This window comes from Chitinophaga filiformis, assembly GCF_900102545.1.
Taxonomy (GTDB): Bacteria; Bacteroidota; Bacteroidia; order Chitinophagales; family Chitinophagaceae; genus Chitinophaga; species Chitinophaga filiformis.
The window spans coordinates 90091-111084 of sequence record NZ_FNBN01000014.1; the positions used below are offsets into that span (position 1 = coordinate 90091).

Genomic DNA, 20994 nt, shown 5'->3' on the forward strand with positions numbered 1-20994 from the left:
ATATGACAATCAAGAAAACCACCAATGAAAAGCGGGCGATCAAACAGGTAAAACGTAAGACCGCCGGCGCTACAGATGTTGCCAAAGCCGCTCCGAAAAAGGAGTTCAATGACGATAAGAACAATACCCTGGAAGGGTATGATGAGAATGAGTATGATACTAAGGACCAGGCTGACGAAAAGCGCCGTAAGGCTTAGACCGTCCATCCATAGGGAATGTATTCATTCTCAAAGCTGCCATCATCATAGAGGTTGACCATGGCATAACCGTTTTCAGTGCGGTACCTGACGCCTTTCCACCAGTTGCCGCTCACAGCTCCGTTACTGATGTAAGTGACGCCGTTGTACATTACCTGCTCATAGAGGTGAATGTGTCCGCTCATGCACAGTTTGATGTTCAGATGCTGGTCAAACAGTGCCACAAGGCGGGCGGCATCTGTATGCATGGAACCAACGCCCAGCTCATAACCCGTATCTTCCTTGAATTTATTATCGACCACTACTGTTGCTGCTGATACGATCGGTACGTGAGAAAAGATAATGACAGGCAGCTGGGTATTGGCTGCGAGATCTTTTTCCAGCCAGTCGAACTGCTCATCGTCCAGCTTGCAGGTATACCAGATACCGTCCTTTTTAGGCTGGATGCTGTCGAGGATGATGAAGTGCCAGCCAGCCTTGTCAAAGCTGCGGTACGGCTTTTCCAGGCGCATCATTTCCAGGGAGTATTTCTTGCCATATAATGGATCGGTTGTTTGTCCGGCGCCCCAGATATCATGGTTGCCGATACAATATTCGATGGGCAGGCTGTTGTCGCTTTTCATCAGTCCATGCCAGAGATTCCACTGCACCTCTACACGGTCTTTGGGTTGTTTAAGCGCGTCCATGATACAGTCGCCGGTATTCATGATAAAAGCAGGCGCATCTTTTTGGGACTGTATATGGTGGAGACATTTGGCGAGTCCCTCGGGCGCTTTCATTTCAGGTTCCAGGTGCACGTCTGTCAGGTGAGCAAAGCGCAGTACTCTTTTTTTAGGTTTGATGATCCCTTCTGTAACGGCTGCAAAAGCCCGGGTGCCGGGTAATGCACCGATCAGTGCACCAAGGCCGAGGTTTTTCAATAATGAGCGACGATCCATATGATTGTGAATTTTGAGTTGTTACAAACTTATAGGCTTGCGTCCGGAGATGCCAGCGAAAAAGGGAGTATTAATATAAAAATAATATATAGTCTGGCCTTGTTTCGGCTTTGTACATAAAATGTTGAAAATAAGTGAGTATGGCTACCTGAATACAGCTAAGATTTCATTAATTTAAAGATAAAACGAAAGGTTATGGCAAGGCAACAAGGTGTTCTTCCATTTACAGGGCCGCTTGGTAATATGGTCGGGTATCGCAGGAATGGGAAATATCTCCTGCGGAAGCGGCCCCTGTTTGTGAGACAGTCGGCAGCGACTAAATTAGCTGCGAAAGATTTCGGTACCGCCAGCAAGGGAGCTGCCTTGCTGCGTCGTGCATTATATGCTGAGTTGCATAGGCATTATGACAGTGATCTTATTACGCGATTGAATAAGGCACTGGCGGATGTGATGCGTAAGGACAAATATTATGCGGTAGGAGAGCGGCGTTTGAATGTGAGTAATATGCAGGCGTTCCGTGGGTTCAGATTTAATGAAGTCAGTGGGCATGAGCGCTTGTTGTCATCTACGCCGGTGATCAGAGAAGATGTGAATGGTATTCATGTTGATCTTTCTGCGTTTGGGGTTTATCCACCTAAAAGTGTGACGCATGTTGCTGTCAAAGCGATTGTAGTATCTGTTAACTTTGAAAGAAATGCGGTACAGGTGTCTGCATCTGAGACGGTGACTATTAAGAAAGGGAAGCCGTTGGCAACAGCCACACTTAGTATTCCTCCGATACACGAGCCGTGTGTTGCGCGTAAAGGAATGAGGATCGTTTTGCTGGAAGTACAGCCGTATATCCAAGCGAATGGAGCCCTGGTATCATCAGGTAACAGGCTGGGGTATGCGTTGGATGTTGTGGCAGTGCTTCCACCGGCGGAACAGATGGTGAAAGTAAAGAGAGCATATAAGAATAAGGCCCCAATGCTAAAAGTTATTCCTGTATATACTGGACGGGCTGTTGAGCGTACAGCCGGGGTATGGTTTGTTAACAGAAATGTTGTGCCCAGTTTGAAAGTTCCTTTCTTAGCGAATGATCTTCCGCAGCTACTGCTGCTAAGTGAAGATCAGTAAGGCGCTTGTTCGTTAGCGTTGTAGTCCTTTTCAATGCGATGTTTAGCCCCTAAATAACGGAGATCAGGTCTCCGGATGGATAGCCATGTCTTATTCGTATTTTCCCTTCAAATTTCGCATCCTTTTGGCCATTTTTGTTATTGTTGATGTCCTTCTTTGGAGAATGTTTGCTGCATTTCTATATGGAAATAGATTAGGACATTAGTCTTAATATGCCTGAAAAGACGGGAAAGGGATATAGTAACCATGGCTTTGTGCTGGAGGTGAGCTGGACCTGTAGGATTGATACAGTAGCATTTGCTTACCGGAAGGCTCTCGATAAGGCCGTTAATCCCTCTTCCAACTCTGTTTCAGAAAGAGCACCATAACCTAAGCGTATGCCGTTGATTTTAGGTTCGCTCAGTATGCACTGAATCCTTCATCGAGGTAATTACATACCGCATCGGCTGTTCTGATGGCATCTTCGTAGTTATTCACAGGTTTGGTCAGTTCATCCAGCAGGTAAGCGGGCAGGAGCCTTCTTTTCTTTAATTCGGCGTGCGCTTCCGCTGCATCTCCTCCCGTTATCGCAATAGGAATGACTGGTACATTGGCTTCCTGGGCTTTCCTGAAAGATTCAAAAGTACCTCTCATTCCCCCAATCAGGATCACTGCATACGCCCTCGCGAAGATTCTTTCATATGATTGCTCTTCATTGGCTACCCGTTCTATCACTCCTCCCTGGTACTCCAATTTCTGCTTTTCTACTACGACCTGAATGAGATAGCCTTCATCAATGATCTCATCCTTTGCCAGCTGGGCTGCGTATGCGTCTGAGACTACAGCGTCTACACCACGCCATCCAGCGGTGATAATGCCGTAACCGGATTTAGCGAGTTCTATGGCAATAGCGTTAGTGACCATCCATTCCGTTTGGGAAAGGCGGCTTTTGCTGCTGCCGACGACGAGGACCCATTTTTGTTTGAAGTTGTGGGTGTTGGGGCGTTGAAAAGAAGAGGCTAAATTGGCAATTACAAAGTCTTCACCTTCAGTAATCCGGAAACTTAATAGGGGATATTGTTCTTTTTCCTTTTTTGCTTTTTCATAGATATAAGCACGGAAGGAATCCATTGTTATATGAGTGTTGTTTACTACCGCTTCGCCATATAGTCCATCCAATACTATGCTGTTCCTTTCAGAAGAATCGTTGTCATGGCGCATCAATGGAACCTTAAAGAAACAGTAAGGAGCCGGGGTAGCCCTCAAAATTTGTGGTACGAGAGAACCTGAGCTTTCGATTTTCTCTATGTGGATATCAGCCAAAGGAGGATATTCAGCCAAAACTATGACCTTAACAAAGTCGGCATTGATTAATACCTCAATATGCTTACTGATGTTTACCAGGTCAGCAGCATTTTTATCAGACCAGGAAGGTAGAAGCAGGAAAATGTCCCCCATGTGGCTCAACATATAGCCACATAAATAGATATACAGCACTCTTTTTTTGTCTGGATGCTCATTTCTTTGGGCAATCTGCCTGATCAGATCACGAATATCTTTTCCATGATTGACTAATTTCATCCCGGCTTTGGGTGTAAATAGGGAAATATTATCCTGTTTGGGCTTGTTTTCTAATGCATTTGAGAGCCAGTTGCCAAATTCCCGCGCATTCCGTTCCGCGAAAGGAATGCCGGGCAGATTTTCATATTCTCCCACACCGATAGATAGTCCCCACACTTCATATTCTTCTTTGATTCGTTTTAATTGGTTGACCAATGGTGCAGTAATAGTTTTCATTTCATCGATCAGTTTAGGAATATCTATCCCTGATAATACCGGTCTTTTATCAGCAGGTAACAAGGGATAGAATCTATAAGCTGATGGATCTGGCTCCCGTTTATCTTCCAAAATGAAATAGACCGGAATTTGCATAGCGTCGGCAATCGCCAGTAGCTTTTCGATGTTGTATTTTGCTTCCTGAACGTACATAGCCTCTTTCAAAGCAATAAAAATCATATCCGGAAACCGGTTATGAACGGAGAATGATTTATCAATGGCGGCCCAGGTGTCTAAGTGTTCAAAATCGACCCTGTTTTCATGTAAGGCAAATTTTACCTGGTTGTAAAAAGTAAAAGCGCCTGGTTCTGTTTTAGAATAGAATAAGCATTGTACTATGTCTCTTGTTTGGAGATATTCATAAGTCTTTGGAGCTCTGGGTGAGGTATCTGGGACCTCCGCAGTTTTAGATAAAAATATATCATTCCAGTGATCCTTATGTACGATGAATAACGGCGTTTGCCATGCATTACCATCATGAGCGAACGCCAGAAACTGGTTAAGTACCGATTGGTAAAGGTCGATGTAATTTATAGCCCGTTGCTTACTGAGGCATTGTGTGATAGCTTCGGTAAGCATTCCTCCTATACCGGGTAGCTCATAACACATTTCCTCAAGATGTGTGGCCATGATGGATCTGTGCTTAGGATTGTTTTCATCCAGCCAGTTCCGGCTGCCGCCGTGGGTATCGAGTATTAATATAATTGTTGGATTATTGGGTGCAGTTTTGATCAGTGCATTGAATTCGGCGTCGGTGAGGATGCCATTTTGTTCATTGCTGGTATATTCAGATGTCTGGTCAAGATCGTGAAAAAAAAGGGCGGAGTTATTCTGCTGATTGCTGGAGTGACCACTGAAGTAAAATAGAATGGCGTCTTCGCCTTTGGCGGTTGAAAGCCTCTCTGCTAGGTGGTTGACTACGTTGGCTCTTGTAGCTTCTTTGTCGATGATCAATCTGGCATTCTCTGCTTCGAGTAATTGTGCGTTCTCAAGGGCAACCCGCATTTTCCTGGCGTCGTTTACTGATTCATGCAGATTGAATTGCTTGTCTGCATAGTTATTGATGCCAACGAATATGCCGTATGTTTTGCCTTGCTTGTCTTGTTTCTTTTGTTCCTCTTGATTTATTAAATTCTCGACATCCTTATAGGCTGCCTTCAGGAAGGATCTGACGCCTTCTTTTTCTATATAGTCTAACATCGTGGCACCATTCAACAACAACGCAATTTCGTGTATGTTGAATTGTTGCCAGTCACATTCCTCTTCGATAACAAAGTATACCAGTATTTTCCTTGCCTGGCAGATGTTCATTATCGTCTTAAACCGGAACAGGTTTATTCCGGATAATAATTTGGGCACAAGTCCTATAAAAAGGATTTGTGTTTCAAACAGCTCTTTGACCAATCTTAAGACGTCCGGTTCCTCTTGACTATCCTCCCGGCCAAAAAATTCGCTCCATAATGAGGCATGAGAAAAGGTACCCTTTGGCGCGTCTATCTTGAAGCTATATATGCGGTGCAATAGCCATAGACTCTTCACCTCTTTCTGTGGTAACATATTTGCAATGAGTACCTGTAAGTAGGGGACAACCCTTTCTCGTCCCACTTTTAGAGTCGCTCCTTCAAGCATTTCATTTAATTCGGCCAGCCTATTTTCTGCCTCAGCATCGTGCCCCTGTTCATTGAGCACTTTTTTTACTTCATCCAGGGGGGCAGCCTTTGATCGCGAGAATAGTTGTTGATCCAAATCGAGTATTCCTGGTATGAGATGTGGTAAGGTAAAGATACTGGCATTAGCGCTTGATTGCACAAATTGCTGTAACAAGCTATTATAGAATTCGGCATAGGTAACGCTCCGGTCTGATCCGACCAGTATCTTTTCAAAAGAACTCTCCGGTTTTTTTTCGGTTACCGCACGTCCCGTGACAATCAGAGTGAATACCCGATAATCCGGTGCGTACCAGTCCGGAGTGATGCTATCGGCTTCAAGAACTACGACCACATCAGGAATGCTGTTGAAATTTTTCAGTATAAGCTCTCTTATTTGGTGCGGAGTGATTATTGCATTCAGTGTCTCAAGTGGATTATCTCCGCAATTTATATAAATGATAATTCTGTCGCTTTCTTTTAAAGTGGAGAGCAGTGTGTCAATCTTATAATGAAACCCCGCCAGTCCTGTATTCATTAGTAATTTTACGTTTTCCCTCCGCATATATCTTTTTTGAACGAGGACATCTGATATCTTATATAACAGGGACATAGACTGCTTCTGTACAAGTGATACAAAGAATCCATATACTTTTTCTTCCTGATCAATAGACCTTTCGTCTGCGGAGGACGGATCTGTTTTCACTATCTTCTTCAACCTGTTACTTAACGATGGTGGCAAATTTATCCTCACCGGCGTTCTGCCATCTATCACCTCATCAGTAAGCACAATACGTTTGGATGTTACTGTGCCAGGTTCAACTTCTACAGTGTCTGGCTTGTTTAAAGCATTTTGCAATAAGCTGGAGAATTGCTTGTTATCTTTTTCCAAAGCCGCTATCAGATTAACAATACCCAATCCACGACTAGTATTCTTCTTTTGCAGTTCCTGCGCAAGCGAACTAAGTATCTGCTCAGCAGCGGCTTTTTCATCTACCTCCATGATTGCTGTCCATTGCTGCGCATCATAATAGTTTCTCCATGCACTTCCCTGCGTATTCTGTCGCGAGTATTGATACAGGAATGCCGCCAGTTCTTCCTTTACAAACTGTCTTCCCCTATTTGCACGCAGATCTTCTAACAGGCATTGTCTGACTTCGGCATCCATCTCAAAGAGGTCTGGGCCGGTCTGGCGGAACAGGTTACACTGGATGCAATCATTCACTGCCAGTGCATCAATCTTACAAGCTACACTGTTCTTTATAAACGTGCCGAAGTTGGCCCATATCTGGTACAGGAGATGTACAGTAACAGCAACCGGGAAGGCAGCCAACTGTATCAGCTCCACATGATCGCCATTAGGGTAAAGAGGAGCAAAGCGGCTTGTGAACGACTGAATCGTTTCCCTGGCTTCCTGATGATGACCATTATTGCTCATTGACCAATATTTGAGATGCCTTTTGTTTTGAAGAACTGGATGATGTTTCCCATGTGATCGCTGTTATCATTGCCTGGCTCGAACATCTTTACAAAGGTGCTGATCTTCTCTGCAGATGTGCCTTTCCATCGTTGTTCAGGTAGTGGATTCAGCCAGGCGATACGATGCGACCGTAATTGGTATAATAATCTGAATACTTTTCTGACGCGGTCTTCGCTGTAATAACCTCTCGCAGCTCCGGCATCACTAACGATGAGAATGTTCCTGGACGGGCTGGTGATGAGCTTCCGGAGTTTTACACTCCGCGTATGTTCGGGATTGGTGAATAAATATTCTGAGGGGTAGTTACGAAAATAGAAGACGTCGCCTTCATTCTTCACGTTGCCAGTGGTAGCACTTTCCACGATAGCATCAGTCAGGTCTTTGAATGCGATCATGGATCCTTCATGATCTATCATTAATGTCCAGCGGGTGACAAAACCATCTTCTTCCCTCAGCTTCCAGTCATCGAAATATCCTTTCCGCGCAACTTCCTCTACTGTGGCGGGGATGTCTACTGTCGGACGACCTGCACCAGGCACTTTGTAACGCAGGGACCGGATCGTCTGTTCTATGAAACGCCGGCTGACCGGTAGGTAACGGTTATCAAAAGTGTAATTCTTCTTTCGGAAGAGATGATTGTAGTTGCGGTCTGTCGCCGTGGCCCCTGTATCGTCCTTTACTTCACTGATATAGAAATTCAACTCACCGACTTCCTCTTCCATGATTGTTTCGGTTGTCTTTTGTGATTCCTGGTTATTGTTAGCGTCGTCCTTTCCGGTTTCCGTTACAGGTGTTTTTGTTTCTTTATCGTTAGTTGTAGTATTGGTTTCTTTACGTTCTACAGTCTTCTTATCAGCAGGAGGAAAAATATCCTGCTGTGTGTATATACCCAGGTGCCTGTCGAGTATTTCTTCCAGCACCTGTTCGTTCATAATACTGTTTTTAAGGTGGAAGGGTTTCAGCCAGAGCTTTTTACACAGGAATAATAACTCGTTCCTCGAGGTAAGGCCGTAGCCTTTCTGTAGCGTATCTATCAGCAACAGATAGGAGGAGAGGTCTACGCCTTTATGCGGCATGCCTTTTTCCACCCTCATTATTTCGAGGAAAGCATTTTGCAATGGGAACCTTATGTCCGGCTGATTGCTCATAGTGGTATTTGTGCCTCGGTAGATAAAGGTTGTTCCATGGTTTTGAAATTGAACAGGGCGGTAGTCGTTTTAAACAACACATTCCCGAAGGGCACAGGTACCTGGTTGTTGTCATTTACTTTGTCATTCAGCCAATCCTGTAATGCGGCGTCGTCAGCTAATGTAGCGGGCCCTGTTCCCGGATCGCTGCATTCTTTCAGGACAGAGAACCAGTCAATGAATTCACTGGTGTTGATAGCTTTCCGGTACAAGCTGGCTTCTGTATTCATGCCTTTGCGGAGTGTTATAAAGGTCATCACCGCCTTTTCGATCAGTGAATCGGTTTCCTCCTGTGTTTGATAGAACCGTGCTTTCAGGATCCTTTCCAGCCATTCCTTTGTTTCAGGCGTCTCCAGTTTCTGTGCAGAGAACATGTCGATGTAATGAAACACACATCGGCGGAGGAATGCGTCGCTGAGATCCTTCTCGCCGTTACTGGTGATGACAATAAAAGGTTTATGTTCAAAAGAAGGTGACTCGCCTGTTTCAGGAATGTAGAAGCTATTCCTTTCCAGTTCGTTCAGCAGGTCGTTACTGAAATCAATATCGGCTTTATCTATTTCGTCGATCAGCAATACAGCTTTCCTGTCGTCTTCGCTATGCCGCATCGCCTCCGCCATAGGTCCCCAGGACCGATAGCGGTCTTTATTCCGCATATTGGTATTCTTGTTTTTGAAGTTGGCATCTCTGAGTCGCAAAAGATGGTCATATTCATATAAACCCTCCCTGGCTTTGGAAGTAGATTTTACGTTCCATTCAAAATATTTCTGCTGATTATACAACTCTCCTTCATACCATTCATACGCTATGGCTTTGGCCAGCAGGGATTTGCCGCAACCCGGTTCACCCATGAGAAGAAGGGGCCGTTCCAGTAGTAATGCCAGATTCACTGCTTTGCACAGTTCTTCATCTGCGAAGTAAGGGAAAATAGTTTCCTTTCCATCTCCCTTTTGTACTGCTGTTGTTCTGTTAAGATGTTTGCTTAAATATGAGGGGTGAGCCATATCAATCGCATTTTGTATTTAGTGAATCGGAAAATTTATATTAATTGATCTGGAAACGTGTGATAAAGGGTACTTCAAATTTGACCTTGCTCTTTAGTATCTTCAGTACCTGTCTGATGGTGCCATTGCTTTGCTGGTAGATCTCTTTAGCCAGTGTGGCATTCAGGCCTATTCTGGCTAACTGGGGCTGTGATTCCAGCCATCTTTCAAGGTCTGCTTCCGTCATTCTGTCTACGGGCGTCAACACCTGCAGACAATCATTAAATCGGCCTTTCTGTTTAAGTTGAGACACCGCCTGTGTAAAAGTCTTCATCCTGTCTTCATTCAGCATCTCCATTTCGTCGATCAGGAAGAACAGCACCTTGTGTGTCCATTGCTGCATCTGCGTGATTAGCTTTAACTCTGCGATGCAGCTGTCCCAGTAGCGCCAGAATTCATCGAGCGTTACTTCCAGGCGACTCAGGTCTTTATTGCTGCATATTATCTTGAAAACGATGTCCTGGTGAGCAATGCCTACACCTCCGCAGAATTTATCCCTGATCAGGTATTTTATGATCTCTTTTTTATCCTGTTCCCGGATGTTATCGGCATTGATCGTCTTTAGATCCAACCACTTTATCAGTGCTATCCAGAACTCGTCGTAGAAAGAGGAAGCTGGATCAAAGGGGAAGGTAAGCTGGCTATTTTCGTAGACTTTGTTTTCAAATAACAGGTGATAATACAACAGATCCAGTACGCTGTCGCGATCGCCTGTCATCACCAGTCCACCAATAGGTTTGCCCTCCATCTTAAACACATTGCGCTGGTTTCTGTAATTGAGTGCCTTTAACGCCGATTCAAACACTGACTGATCTTCTTTCTGGATCTCATCAGCTGTTTTTGCCATGCTGGTTTGTATAATAGTTGTCTTTAAAGACCGGGCTTCATCCAGCTTCTTTTTTAAGTCTTCTGTCTTTTTCCTGCTTTCTTCGAATAACTCCGGATCTTCTTTCACCAGCACCATCGTCCGTTCTGCCTTTTCTAATTCTTTTTCAAGTTTTTGAATCAGGGCCTCATTTTCTGTCCACAGAACCTGTGACCTCATCCTTATATTGGTGATACTCGCGTTCAATATCTCGGCATTCTTTGTAAATAATCCCCAGGCAAACTTTCCTGGTTCATCCAGGGCCTTCAGCTCTTCGTCCATTTCGGCGACCCGCTTTTTTGACGCGCCTTTTTTCTCTACACAACTTGTCTCATAGTCTGCATACAGGTAATTATATGCTTCCTGCAAGGATCTTCTCTGAACAACGAAGTGTTCGTAAAAGGACAGGGATATCTTAGCCGCTGTTTCGTCGTAAACGTCCGTCCGTGTGGCGATGATCGCTTCAACACCGGTCTGTTCAAGTATATCTTTGACAAGGGTGGCGGTGCTGCATGCGTTAAGAAAAAGCACCTTAATGGCACTATTGTTAGTGAGTATGGCAGACAACGCTAATGCACTCTGTGTTTTGCCATCTTCCAGGTAAAGTCCTATGTGACTGGCATGACCACTGAAATGGAAAAAGCAGGGCTCCTGCGGGCGATACTTTTCAAAGTTCCTGATGATATCAGGACCGGTGGCTTTAAGTATCCTGTGGAAGCCCAATACATTGTTGGAGCGTTCATATGCCAGCAGAGAGTCGATCTTTTCTTCCTCATCGGCAATGAATTTCAGATTCCCGACAGGATCAGCGAAAGCGAAAATGAAATATGGAGAGATATCAGGCATTTGAAGCGATAGCTTGTAAAGGCTTAAAATAGTTTACTGGTCCTGGGAAGCTAAATGGTCATTCTTCTGGCATACCATTCCTGGTCAAAGTGTTCATCTTCCATTTCTATTACGGCACCACTCAAGGGATTAATACTGGTGTCCGGATGGTATTGATTGATACCAATCAGCAAGGCATAAATACTTGACATGCTTTGGGGTGTTATACCTTTAAATTAGGCTATTCCAGACAAAATAACAAGTAATAGCCCATATTGGGGGAAGCGGCAGGAGAGGGGATCTGGCTATAAAAAGAAAAAGGGCAAGGTTCCCTGAAGTCCCTTGCCCTGAAAAGTATGATTAACCACAAATTATTTCGTCAACATCAGTGACAGTCCTGCTGACTTCCACTGTGTATTATAGTTTGGCATCAGTAATATCTTTGTAGAGGAATGTTCCGGATCATGGACAAAGAGGCGCTGCATCTTAGGATAGAGCCAGTATGCTGCTTTTGTACTCAGGATACCCAGACCTGCGCCTGTTACCACGTCGCTTAACCAGTGGCGGTTGTTATAGATGCGAAGTGCTCCGGTAGTAGCAGCTACTGCGTAACCGGCTACACCATACCAGGGACTTACCTCATGATATTCCTCCCACATGAACTGTGCACTCATAAATGCGATAGCTGTATGTCCGGAGGGGAAGGAGTTGTAAGTAGAGCCGTCGGGACGGAGTCTGTTGGTAGCACTCTTAATGGCAAAAGTACTTCCGGTGGCGATGAGCGTAGACATACCGAATAACATGGTACGATCTGCGAAGTTATGTTTGCCATGAATGCCGGCCATATTCAGTGCATATACCGCAGCTGCAGGCACCCATTTCAGGTAGTCATCGACATTGGTGCGGAAAGTACCATGATCTTCCATGATCTCTTTCCTTGTAGACATATCCAGGGAGCGTAATTTACCGCCACCGAGTGATACGGCGCCATAGGTCATCATGGCTGTAGGAACGACGATACTTACCAGCCTTGCGCTGTAGTTCGGGATCTTGCGTTTATAATCCAGATTAGTATTGAATACAGGAACAGGTGTCTGATCCTTCTCTGAAGTGGTGGTCGTTGGCACAACATTTGCGGCTTTTGTAGTATCCGCGTCAATTCCAACAACCGCTGTATCCGCCGGAGCAGCATGACAAATGTATGTCGACAGTTGCAGGCTAAGCAGTAAGAACAATCTCATATTTGGTTTGGCAAAAATTGTAGTATGTTAACTGGTAATAGTATGAATTTAATACAAAATTGCTAAAAGAAACTGTAGACATTCTAAAAATCCCACGTCTTTAACTATATTTTCACTTTTTTACACTTACAAATGGTATATTTGTGTTATACCAGGAAATGGTGTCTTCCTGCACAAGAACCGTCTTCGCCCAATCTGACCGGGGCAAGTCTGATGGCGCCTGCAAATAACAACCTCCTATAGAGCAGGGAGATGAAAAGAAGTTCGTATTTATTTGTAGGCTAATGAAATATCTGAGGCATTCTGTTGAACAATTTAAGATCGCATACCAGCTGATCCGTTGGACCTTGATTATCATTCCTGTATCCCTTGTTGTGGGATCTCTGGTGGCTTTATTCCTTTGGTTACTGGAACAGGTGACCCATATCCGCCAGGAACATGGATGGCTGCTGTATCTTTTGCCCTTGGCCGGGGTGTTGATATACTTTCTGTATAAGAAGCTGGGTAGCAATGCGGAGGCCGGTAATAACCTCATTATGGAGGAGATCCACCAACCCGGTGGCGGCGTACCCGCGAGAATGGCTCCCCTGGTGTTAGCAACAACGATCATTACGCATCTGTTTGGAGGTTCTGCCGGAAGGGAGGGTACTGCTGTACAGATAGGAGGCAGTATGGCGCATATGCTGGCCCGCTGGATGCGTTTATCGACAGCCGATGTGCGCATGATCCTTATGACGGGGATAGCGGCAGGATTCGGCGCCGTTTTCGGTACTCCACTTACTGGAGCCGTATTCGCACTGGAAGTGCTTGCCATTGGCCTGATCCGTTATGATGCCCTGGTACCCTGCCTGATTGCTGCAGTATTTGCGGATATTGTCTGTGCTGCATGGGGCATTCAACACACCCATTACCAGATCCTCTTTGACGAAAGAAATATTATCTTCCATTTTGTACATTTTGATTTTCTGTTGTTGGCGAAAGTCATTGTATGTGGTATTGCTTTCGGCCTTGCCAGCTATCTCTTCTCCCTTTGTATGCATAGCATCAAAGCGAATGCAAAGAAATGGATCCGGCCGGCCTGGCTGATACCGGTTGCAGGAGGACTGATTGTTATTGGCGCCTGTCACCTGCTGGGTACGAGAGACTATATCGGCCTGGGTGTGACCAGTCCTGATCCTGGTGGCGTTAGTATTGTCTCCGCTTTCAGTAACACACCTATCTCATCCTGGGGCTGGTTATGGAAACTCCTGCTGACAGCTATTACCCTGGGTATGGGATTCAAAGGAGGAGAGGTAACGCCCTTATTCTTTATCGGCGCCACCTTAGGACATACACTGGCTGTACTTTTAGGGGCGCCGGTGGATTTGTTTGCAGGTCTCGGATTTATTGCCGTATTTGCAGGTGCCACAAATACTCCTATTGCCTGTACTTTAATGGGCGTAGAGCTTTTTGGCACGTCACATGTATTATACTTCGCCGTAGCCTGTTTTACAGCTTATTATTTCAGTGGACATGCCGGTATCTACAGTGCGCAACGTATAGCAGTGCCAAAGAGCCATAATATTGATTAACCAGACAATTTGAATTGAAAACTATGAAGGCTGTAGCCGTTCCCCAGTTTAAGGCCATTCCGCAGGTAATGGAGTTACCTAAACCACAGGTAAAACCAGGGACGATCCTGGTACGTGTAGCCGCTGCTGGTATTAATCCGTTTGATTGGAAATTAATTGATGGCATCCTCGATGGAAAGATGCCGCACAATTTCCCAATGGTGCTTGGTGTTGATGGTGCAGGGACTGTTGAAGCAGTAGGGGAAGGTGTCACCCATTTCAAACAGGGTGATAAGATCTACGGACAATTTATACATTCACCCATTGGGGAAGGTTCCTATGCAGAGTATGTGGTCGTGCCTGAAAAGGCGGCTATCTCTCATGCACCTACTTCTATTTCTTTAGTGGAGGCGGCGGCCATGCCGACTGCGGGGATGACAGCGCTGCAGCTGCTGGAACGCCTCGGGCTTAAGCATGAGCAGACACTATTGCTGGTAGGTGCTACCGGTGGTGTGGGTTCTTTCATTGTGCAACTTGCGAATATGCAGGGGATCTATGTGATTGCGACTGTCAGCGATGAGGAAGGTGCGGAACGGATGAAAAAATCAGGAGCGAAAGAGACGATCAACTATAAGAAAGTATCTGTAGAGAAAGAGGTGAAAGCGAAGTACCCTTCTGGTGTAGAAGGGTTGATAGATCTTGTGAGTCCGGCGCCGGTGTTTAAGACAATGACTTCACTCGTGAAGGTTGGTGGGGCTGCCCTGACGACGGCGTTTGTGGCGGATAAGGAGGCGTTGAAGGCGAGGAATATTACAGGAGGGAATTTTGAGACGCAGGGAACGCCGGCGTCGTTGGATACGTTGGCGGATGCGGTGGATAGTGGGGCGTTGAAGGTGCCGGTCGGTGTGGTGATCAGTATGGAGGAGGTGCCGGAGGCGATTGAGGTGAGTCGGAAGTTGAAGGGGAAGGGGAAAACGGTGATTAAGATTGGGTGAGGTGCTTTGCGGAGTTGGCGCGGTTTGTTATATATGATCTTTAAGGGCGTTTGTTGCTGAGCGATTCCGGACTGACAGCGATTATGCGCCGACCTTCTGGCGTTGGTTTTCAGATAGGATCGCGGGCTGTACCCCTCTCGAGTCCTTACTATGTGGCTTTATCAAACGTGTTTGGCGATAGAATATTTATTAAACTCCCGTCAAGCGTATGGACGCTCTCAAGGGCTAAGGCCCGCAATCTCTATCTGAACCAACGCTGCGGCGGTCTCCTAATAAATGGCAGCGCCTTGAAATTTTAGTGAGACAACCGCTATCCCATGCTGAAACCGAAGCTACCTGGCGTAATAGCGTAAAACGAAACCAGCACCAAACTACCTCACAAAATAACGCTCATTTTTATCCAGAGAAACGCCGACCGATATCCTCGATATCCTATGTAAATAAGAGAGGTTATATGAAATAATCTCAATAATCACTCGCTATACTCAGTTTCTCAACGGCTCCTGCATCCAATCCTAATTGAGTGGCTTTTATAAGATCTTCCAGTTGTTTGGTACTGGTCGCACTCACGATGGGGGCAGTGATATCAGGGCGCTGCACCAGCCATGCGATGGCGACACTGGTGGGAGTCGTTTTGAAGTCTGCAGCTACTTCATCGAGGGTTTCGAGAATAGTTTGTCCGCGTTCATCGAGGTAGCTGGTGGCTTTTTCTCCTCTGGGACTTTTGGCTGCGTCTTCCTTGCTTCTGTATTTGCCGCTGAGGAAACCGCTCGCTAAAGAGTAGTAGCTGATTACGCCCAGTTGATATTGTTGGGTGATAGGTAAGTATTCTCTTTCAAATTTCTGACGGTCGTATAGATTGTATAGTGGTTGTAAAGATTCATACCTGGGGAAGCTGTTTTCTTCACTGGATTCCAATGATTGTAATAGCCTTTCAGGACTGAAATTGGATGCACCGATGACTCTTACTTTGCCAGCTTTTACCAGTTTGTCGTAGGTAGCCAATGTATCATCTACCGGCGTGTTTGGATCATCGTAATGAGATTGGTACAGATCTATATAATCTGTTTGCAGTCTGCGGAGAGATTCTTCTACTGTCTTTTCAATATAGGCTGGTGAGAGATCTCTTACTTTGCCGCCACCTACTTTTGTTGAGATGATCACCTGGTCACGTTTACCGCTTTTCTTCAACCATTTGCCGATGATTGTTTCAGATTCTCCGCCACTGTTGCCGGGCGCCCAATGAGAATAAGAGTCTGCGGTGTCTATCGTGTTGAATCCTGCACTTACGAAGGCATCCAGTAACGAAAAAGAGGTTGCTTCATCTGCTGTCCAGCCAAATACATTTCCGCCGAAAACTAAAGGTACTAGCTGTAGTGCTGATCTGCCTAATTGTCTTTTTTCCATTTATGTTGATTTTTTTCGTTTATCGCGTTATGTTTTTGAACCCTGTAAGCCTCGGGCTGATTCATTCATGTTCCCGGGATTTGCGTCCCCCGCTGCGAAGACAGACGTTCCTATATGAGCATTATCGGATCTTGTTGCAAAATCGTTTTCCATAAACTGATATTTGCGCTTATATATGCACAAACACCGTGCTCCCTATATGAAGCATTATCGATGTGTTGTTATAAAATGTCTCCTGACGGAACCGATAGTATGAATGTACGAGTTTGTTGCAAAACAGATAACATAAATTTCCGTATCTTGGGCAGCTATTGCCACCTGCGCAACAATCCATTGTATCCTATATTAGCAGGCTGCGCTTGTTTCCGTATCTATTTTCAGGTGCGTTTTTTGTTGAAGGCTCCCGTACCAACAGGGAGCGGCATTGATATTAGCATAGATTTTTTGACTTAATAACTGTATTATGAGTAAAACCATTATTGTATCTAACAGGCTACCGGTAAAGATCACTGAAAAGGATGGAGAATATGTGCTGAATCCGAGTGAAGGCGGTCTGGCTACAGGCTTGGGATCCATTTACAGGCAAGGCTATAATATCTGGATAGGATGGCCGGGCATTGATGTGAGTGAGGAGGCACAACCACAAATCAGGGAACAATTGGGAGAATTGAATCTTCTACCTGTGTACCTGACACAGGAGGAAATTAATAACTACTATGAGGGATTTTCTAATGAGGTACTGTGGCCTGTTTTCCACTATATGTCCGTTTATGCCCGTTATGAACAGGTGTACTGGGATTTTTATTATCAGGTGAATAATAAATTCAGGGATGTTATTTTGCAGGTGGCAGAACCAGGAGATATTATCTGGATACATGACTATCAACTGTTGCTGTTACCAGGCATGATCCGTTCAGAAGCACCTGATGTTGCTATTGGTTATTTCCAGCATATTCCTTTCCCTTCTTTCGAACTTTTCCGTCTTATACCATGGCGCTGCGAATTGCTCGAGGGTATGCTGGGCGCTGACTTACTGGGTTTTCATACTTTCGACGATAGTCATCATTTCCTTAACGCTGTTACCCGTTTGTTACCAGTGAATGCATCTGCCAACGTTGTGATGGTGAATGATCGCGCAGTGATTGCGGAAACTTTTCCGATGGGTATCGACAATGAGAAGTTCGAGCAACTCTCCGGGGATCCGGAAGTATTAAGACAGATGGAAAGTCTGAAAGAAAGTTTTCAGAATACACATATGGTGCTGTCTATCGACAGGCTGGATTATAGTAAAGGCATCATCCAACGATTACAGGCATTTGAATTATTCCTGCAATTATATCCGGAATATGTTGAGAAGGTAATATTGTACATGATCGTCGTTCCTTCAAGAGATACGGTTCCACAGTATAAAGAACTGAGAGATGCGATTGATATGCTGGCAGGTGGTATCAATGCAAGGTTCCGGACAATCAACTGGCATCCCATCAATTATTTCTACCGCTCATTCCCTGTAGAAGTGCTGGCCGCACTGTATAATTTTGCTGACGTGGGATTGGTTACACCGATGAGAGATGGTATGAACCTCGTGAGTAAGGAGTATGTGGCCAGTCGTAAGAACAATGATGGTGTACTGATATTGAGTGAAATGGCTGGTGCATCGAAAGAACTGATAGATGCCCTGATCGTGAATCCGAATAATATTGGTGCTATTGCGAGGGCTTTACATGAGGCGCTGAATATGCCCGAGAAAGAGCAACAGCGGCGGATGAAGCAGATGCGGCAGGTGGTGACGAAATTCAATATTTCTCACTGGGTGAAATTGTTTATGGATCGCCTGAAGGAAGTGAAACAACTGCAACAGTCCATGCTGGCCCGCCGTATGAGCCTTGATATGCAGTCGACCGTCAGGAATGCATATAAGCAATCCGGCAAACGGGCTATCTTCCTTGATTACGACGGAACATTAGTAGGGTTTCAGGCCAACATTGATCTGGCATCGCCTGACCAGGACTTATATCATCTGCTTAAAACATTATCAGATGATCCGAAGAATCATGTTGTGATGATCAGCGGTCGTAAGCATGACACACTGGAAGAATGGCTGGGACATCTTCCGCTGGACCTCATTGCAGAACATGGCGCGTGGACTAAAAAGTACGGCGAGGACTGGGTGATGCTTCCCGGGTTGACTGCTCAATGGAAGCAGGATATCCTGCCAATTCTGGATACTTATATGGACCGTACACCGGGATCATTTATAGAAGAGAAGAGTTATTCGCTGGTGTGGCATTACCGCAAAGTGGAGACAGGTTTAGGTGAATTGCGTGCCAATGAGCTGATGAACACCCTGTGTTATTTCACCAGTGATATCGGGTTACAGATCCTGCCGGGCGATAAGGTTATTGAGATCAAAAACATAGAGATCAACAAGGGAAAGGCGACATTGTCGTGGCTACAGGACCGTGAGTTTGATTTTATGCTGGCTATAGGAGACGACTATACCGATGAAGACATCTTTAAGTCTTTACCAAATAACGCTGTAACAGTGAAGGTGGGGAGTCAGGTATCTGCTGCGAGGTATTATCTCAGGAATCACCAGGAAGTGAGAGCGTTTTTAAGAGCGCTTGTGCTGTAGTGGAAAATATTGCTATTCAGCAAGGAGAGGTTGTATCTTTTGATATGGCCTCTCTTTATTTAGGGTAAGTTGCTTCTTATTTAAGCTAAGTAGCTTCGGTTTCAGTATGGGATGTCGGTCGGGGCGCATGCTGCTTGCGCGTTCCTGTTAATGGCTATGCGGCCGGCGTATCAGACGAAGAGAGGTTATATCAAAAGTGATTTGATGCAACCTCTCTTCGTTTTATGTATAAACGTTTAGTTAATGATGAATGAGATGCCGGTATCAAATGAATATCGGTACATCCAGTTTCATAGATATTCTGTAAGCTGCGTTCATCAGTCCCACGTGGCTGTATGCCTGTGGGAAGTTGCCCCACTGGCTACCATTCTCTGCGTCCACATCCTCACTGAACAACATCAGGTGATTTGCATATTGCAGCAGGTTCTGGAATTCGCGGATAGCATCGTCGAGTCGTCCTACACAGGCTAGTGCTTCTACATACCAGAAGGCGCAGACAAGGAAGGTCGTTTTAGGCTTACCGAAATCGTCGGAATGCAGATAACGGTAGAAGAGCCCATCTGATGTTTTCAATTCCTTTTCCAACGCTACCAGATGATCTCTGGCTTTTTCAGATGCAGGATCAAGGTAGTTCATCATGATGAGCTGCAGTGTACTGGCATCCAGGTGTTGACTGCCGGCTGCATTGGTATACACTTTCCTTCCGGGATCATAACAGCTTTCTATATGAGCCGCCGCACGATTCTTCAGGGCCACTGCTTTTTCCGCGAGCTGTTTGTTACCGATGGTATGGGCCATTTTCTCAGCGGCTGAGCAGCCTGCCCACTGGAAGAGGTTACTGTAACAGTGAATGTTGGCGAAGTTGCGGAATTCCCATATGCCTGCATCCTTTTCATCGATGGTATGTTCGATCTTGCTCAACAGGTATTCTATCCACCAGGTAGAGTCTTTACGTTCAGAGAATATAAAGCGGTGGTCAGTATATAGCGGCAACATCGAGATGAGTACCTGACCATAGATATCGTTCTGAATATGCTCATACGCCTGATTACCGATACGTACGGGCTGATTGCCGAGGTATCCGTCCAGGTGTGGCAGGATCTGTTCTACCAGGTTCTTCTTGCCTGTAATGCCGTATAAAGGCTGATAGCGGTAATCGCCCGAAAATGAGATATCTGCCACATAGTTGAAATACTTTTCCATTTCCTCGAAATGGCCGATATGGTTCAGCGCGGTGATGACGTAGTAAGTATCCCGCAACCAGCAATAGCGGTAATCCCAGTTACGGCCACTACCGGGATATTCAGGCAGGCTGGTGGTACTGGCCGCGATGATGGCGCCGGTATCTTCATACTGGTGGATCTTCAGCGTGAGGGCAGAGCGGATCACTGCTGGTTGGTAGAAGTTGGCGATATTGGAATGTTTGATCCAGGTTCGCCAGTAGATGGTTGTTTCCCGGAGGAAACGTTCTGCTGTTGCGTTAAGTGGCGCCTCAAGAGGGCCGCCATAGCTCAGCAAGAGGTATTTATCTTCGTTGAGAACGAAGTATTCTTCTTCGAAGAGGTAACTGAGGGGAATATTGGTAGTAAGCCGGAGGCTGTCCTCACATCCCAGGAATTCTATGTGATTGCTGGCACGCTGGGCTTTCAGATAGCCGCTGCCATAGTCACACACCGGCTTGCATTTCACTTTAATACGCGGATTACCTTCCAGCGGCTCTATCCTGCGGATCAGCATCAATGGCTTAAAGTACCGTTCATACTGGTAAAAGCGGGGCGCAAAATCGGTGATACGATATTTGCCACTTTCGCCGGTGATTTCGGTGCATAAAATATTGGTATTCTCCAGATAGTACTGCTTTGATGTATATCCTCCTGAAGGAAGGATGGAAAATTCGCCTCCCTTACCTGCATCCAGCATACTGCCAAATATAAAGGAGCTGTCCATCCGTGGCCAGCAAAGCCAGTCTATATTAGTATTCAAATTGACATGTGCCAGATATGCACAATTGCCAATGATGCCTGTCTGATACGTATGTCTTTCCATAAGTGTTC

At 45.5% G+C, this 20994-nt stretch carries 15 protein-coding genes and 1 riboswitch; of the genes, 6 read left to right on the forward strand and 9 right to left on the reverse strand.

What is annotated here, in order from left to right:
• Positions 1–2: 2 nt before the first annotated feature.
• Positions 3–197 carry a hypothetical protein gene (locus BLR32_RS32395; RefSeq protein WP_089838605.1) on the forward strand — a complete coding sequence of 65 codons (195 nt, stop codon included), beginning with the start codon at positions 3–5 and terminating at the stop codon, positions 195–197.
• Here BLR32_RS32395 and BLR32_RS32400 read toward each other — a convergent pair.
• A complete protein-coding gene (locus BLR32_RS32400; protein ID WP_089838607.1) occupies positions 194–1135 on the reverse strand; it encodes a metallophosphoesterase family protein in 942 nt (313 codons plus the stop codon). The genes BLR32_RS32395 and BLR32_RS32400 overlap by 4 nt on opposite strands.
• 195 nt (positions 1136–1330) lie before the next feature.
• On the opposite strand from BLR32_RS32400, the gene BLR32_RS32405 reads away from it, so the two are divergent.
• Entirely contained in the window at positions 1331–2251 is a 921-nt protein-coding gene (locus BLR32_RS32405) for a hypothetical protein (RefSeq protein ID WP_143011670.1), read from the forward strand.
• A 212-nt stretch (positions 2252–2463) separates the two neighbouring features.
• Complete coding sequence (locus tag BLR32_RS34205) at positions 2464–2619, forward strand: hypothetical protein (RefSeq protein WP_176842509.1); 156 nt, start codon at positions 2464–2466, stop codon at positions 2617–2619.
• A 31-nt stretch (positions 2620–2650) separates the two neighbouring features.
• Here BLR32_RS34205 and BLR32_RS32410 read toward each other — a convergent pair whose 3' ends face one another.
• The 6 genes from BLR32_RS32410 to BLR32_RS32430 form a co-directional block, all read right to left on the reverse strand.
• Positions 2651–7150, reverse strand: coding sequence for a caspase family protein (locus BLR32_RS32410; RefSeq protein ID WP_089838611.1), 4500 nt, complete (start codon positions 7148–7150; stop codon positions 2651–2653).
• On the reverse strand, positions 7147–8340 hold the full coding sequence (locus BLR32_RS32415) for a hypothetical protein (protein ID WP_089838614.1): 1194 nt from the start codon (positions 8338–8340) through the stop codon (positions 7147–7149). The genes BLR32_RS32410 and BLR32_RS32415 overlap by 4 nt, the downstream gene beginning before the upstream one ends.
• Positions 8337–9383: an AAA family ATPase gene (locus BLR32_RS32420; protein ID WP_089838616.1), complete on the reverse strand. Its 1047-nt coding sequence runs from the start codon at positions 9381–9383 to the stop codon at positions 8337–8339. Before BLR32_RS32420 ends, BLR32_RS32415 begins: the two co-directional genes overlap by 4 nt.
• A gap of 40 nt (positions 9384–9423) precedes the next feature.
• Positions 9424–11133, reverse strand: coding sequence for a CHAT domain-containing protein (locus tag BLR32_RS32425; protein WP_089838618.1), 1710 nt, complete (start codon positions 11131–11133; stop codon positions 9424–9426).
• 50 nt (positions 11134–11183) lie between these two features.
• Positions 11184–11324, reverse strand: a complete 141-nt coding sequence (locus tag BLR32_RS34210) for a hypothetical protein (protein WP_176842510.1) — start codon at positions 11322–11324, stop codon at positions 11184–11186.
• A gap of 159 nt (positions 11325–11483) precedes the next feature.
• The gene (locus BLR32_RS32430; RefSeq protein ID WP_089838620.1) at positions 11484–12353 is read right to left on the reverse strand and encodes a phosphatase PAP2 family protein; all 870 of its coding nucleotides are present in this window, start codon (positions 12351–12353) and stop codon (positions 11484–11486) included.
• 145 nt (positions 12354–12498) lie between these two features.
• A riboswitch (Fluoride riboswitch) is annotated at positions 12499–12583 on the forward strand.
• 54 nt (positions 12584–12637) lie between these two features.
• Between BLR32_RS32430 and BLR32_RS32435 the strand changes: the two genes are divergently transcribed.
• Both BLR32_RS32435 and BLR32_RS32440 read left to right on the forward strand, forming a co-directional pair.
• Positions 12638–13924, forward strand: a complete 1287-nt coding sequence (locus tag BLR32_RS32435) for a voltage-gated chloride channel family protein (protein WP_089838622.1) — start codon at positions 12638–12640, stop codon at positions 13922–13924.
• A gap of 23 nt (positions 13925–13947) precedes the next feature.
• A complete protein-coding gene (locus BLR32_RS32440) occupies positions 13948–14898 on the forward strand; it encodes an NADP-dependent oxidoreductase (protein WP_089838624.1) in 951 nt (316 codons plus the stop codon).
• Between the two features lie 465 nt (positions 14899–15363).
• On the opposite strand, the gene BLR32_RS32445 is transcribed toward BLR32_RS32440, so the two are convergent.
• On the reverse strand, positions 15364–16305 hold the full coding sequence (locus BLR32_RS32445; RefSeq protein WP_089838626.1) for an aldo/keto reductase: 942 nt from the start codon (positions 16303–16305) through the stop codon (positions 15364–15366).
• A gap of 463 nt (positions 16306–16768) precedes the next feature.
• Between BLR32_RS32445 and BLR32_RS32450 the strand changes: the two genes are divergently transcribed.
• Positions 16769–18940 (forward strand): bifunctional alpha,alpha-trehalose-phosphate synthase (UDP-forming)/trehalose-phosphatase, encoded by a 2172-nt coding sequence (locus BLR32_RS32450; protein ID WP_089838628.1) that lies wholly within the window; start codon positions 16769–16771, stop codon positions 18938–18940.
• 264 nt (positions 18941–19204) lie between these two features.
• Here the strand turns inward: BLR32_RS32450 and BLR32_RS32455 are convergent, their stop codons facing one another.
• Positions 19205–20986, reverse strand: coding sequence for a glycoside hydrolase family 15 protein (locus BLR32_RS32455; RefSeq protein WP_089838630.1), 1782 nt, complete (start codon positions 20984–20986; stop codon positions 19205–19207).
• Positions 20987–20994 lie beyond the last annotated feature (8 nt).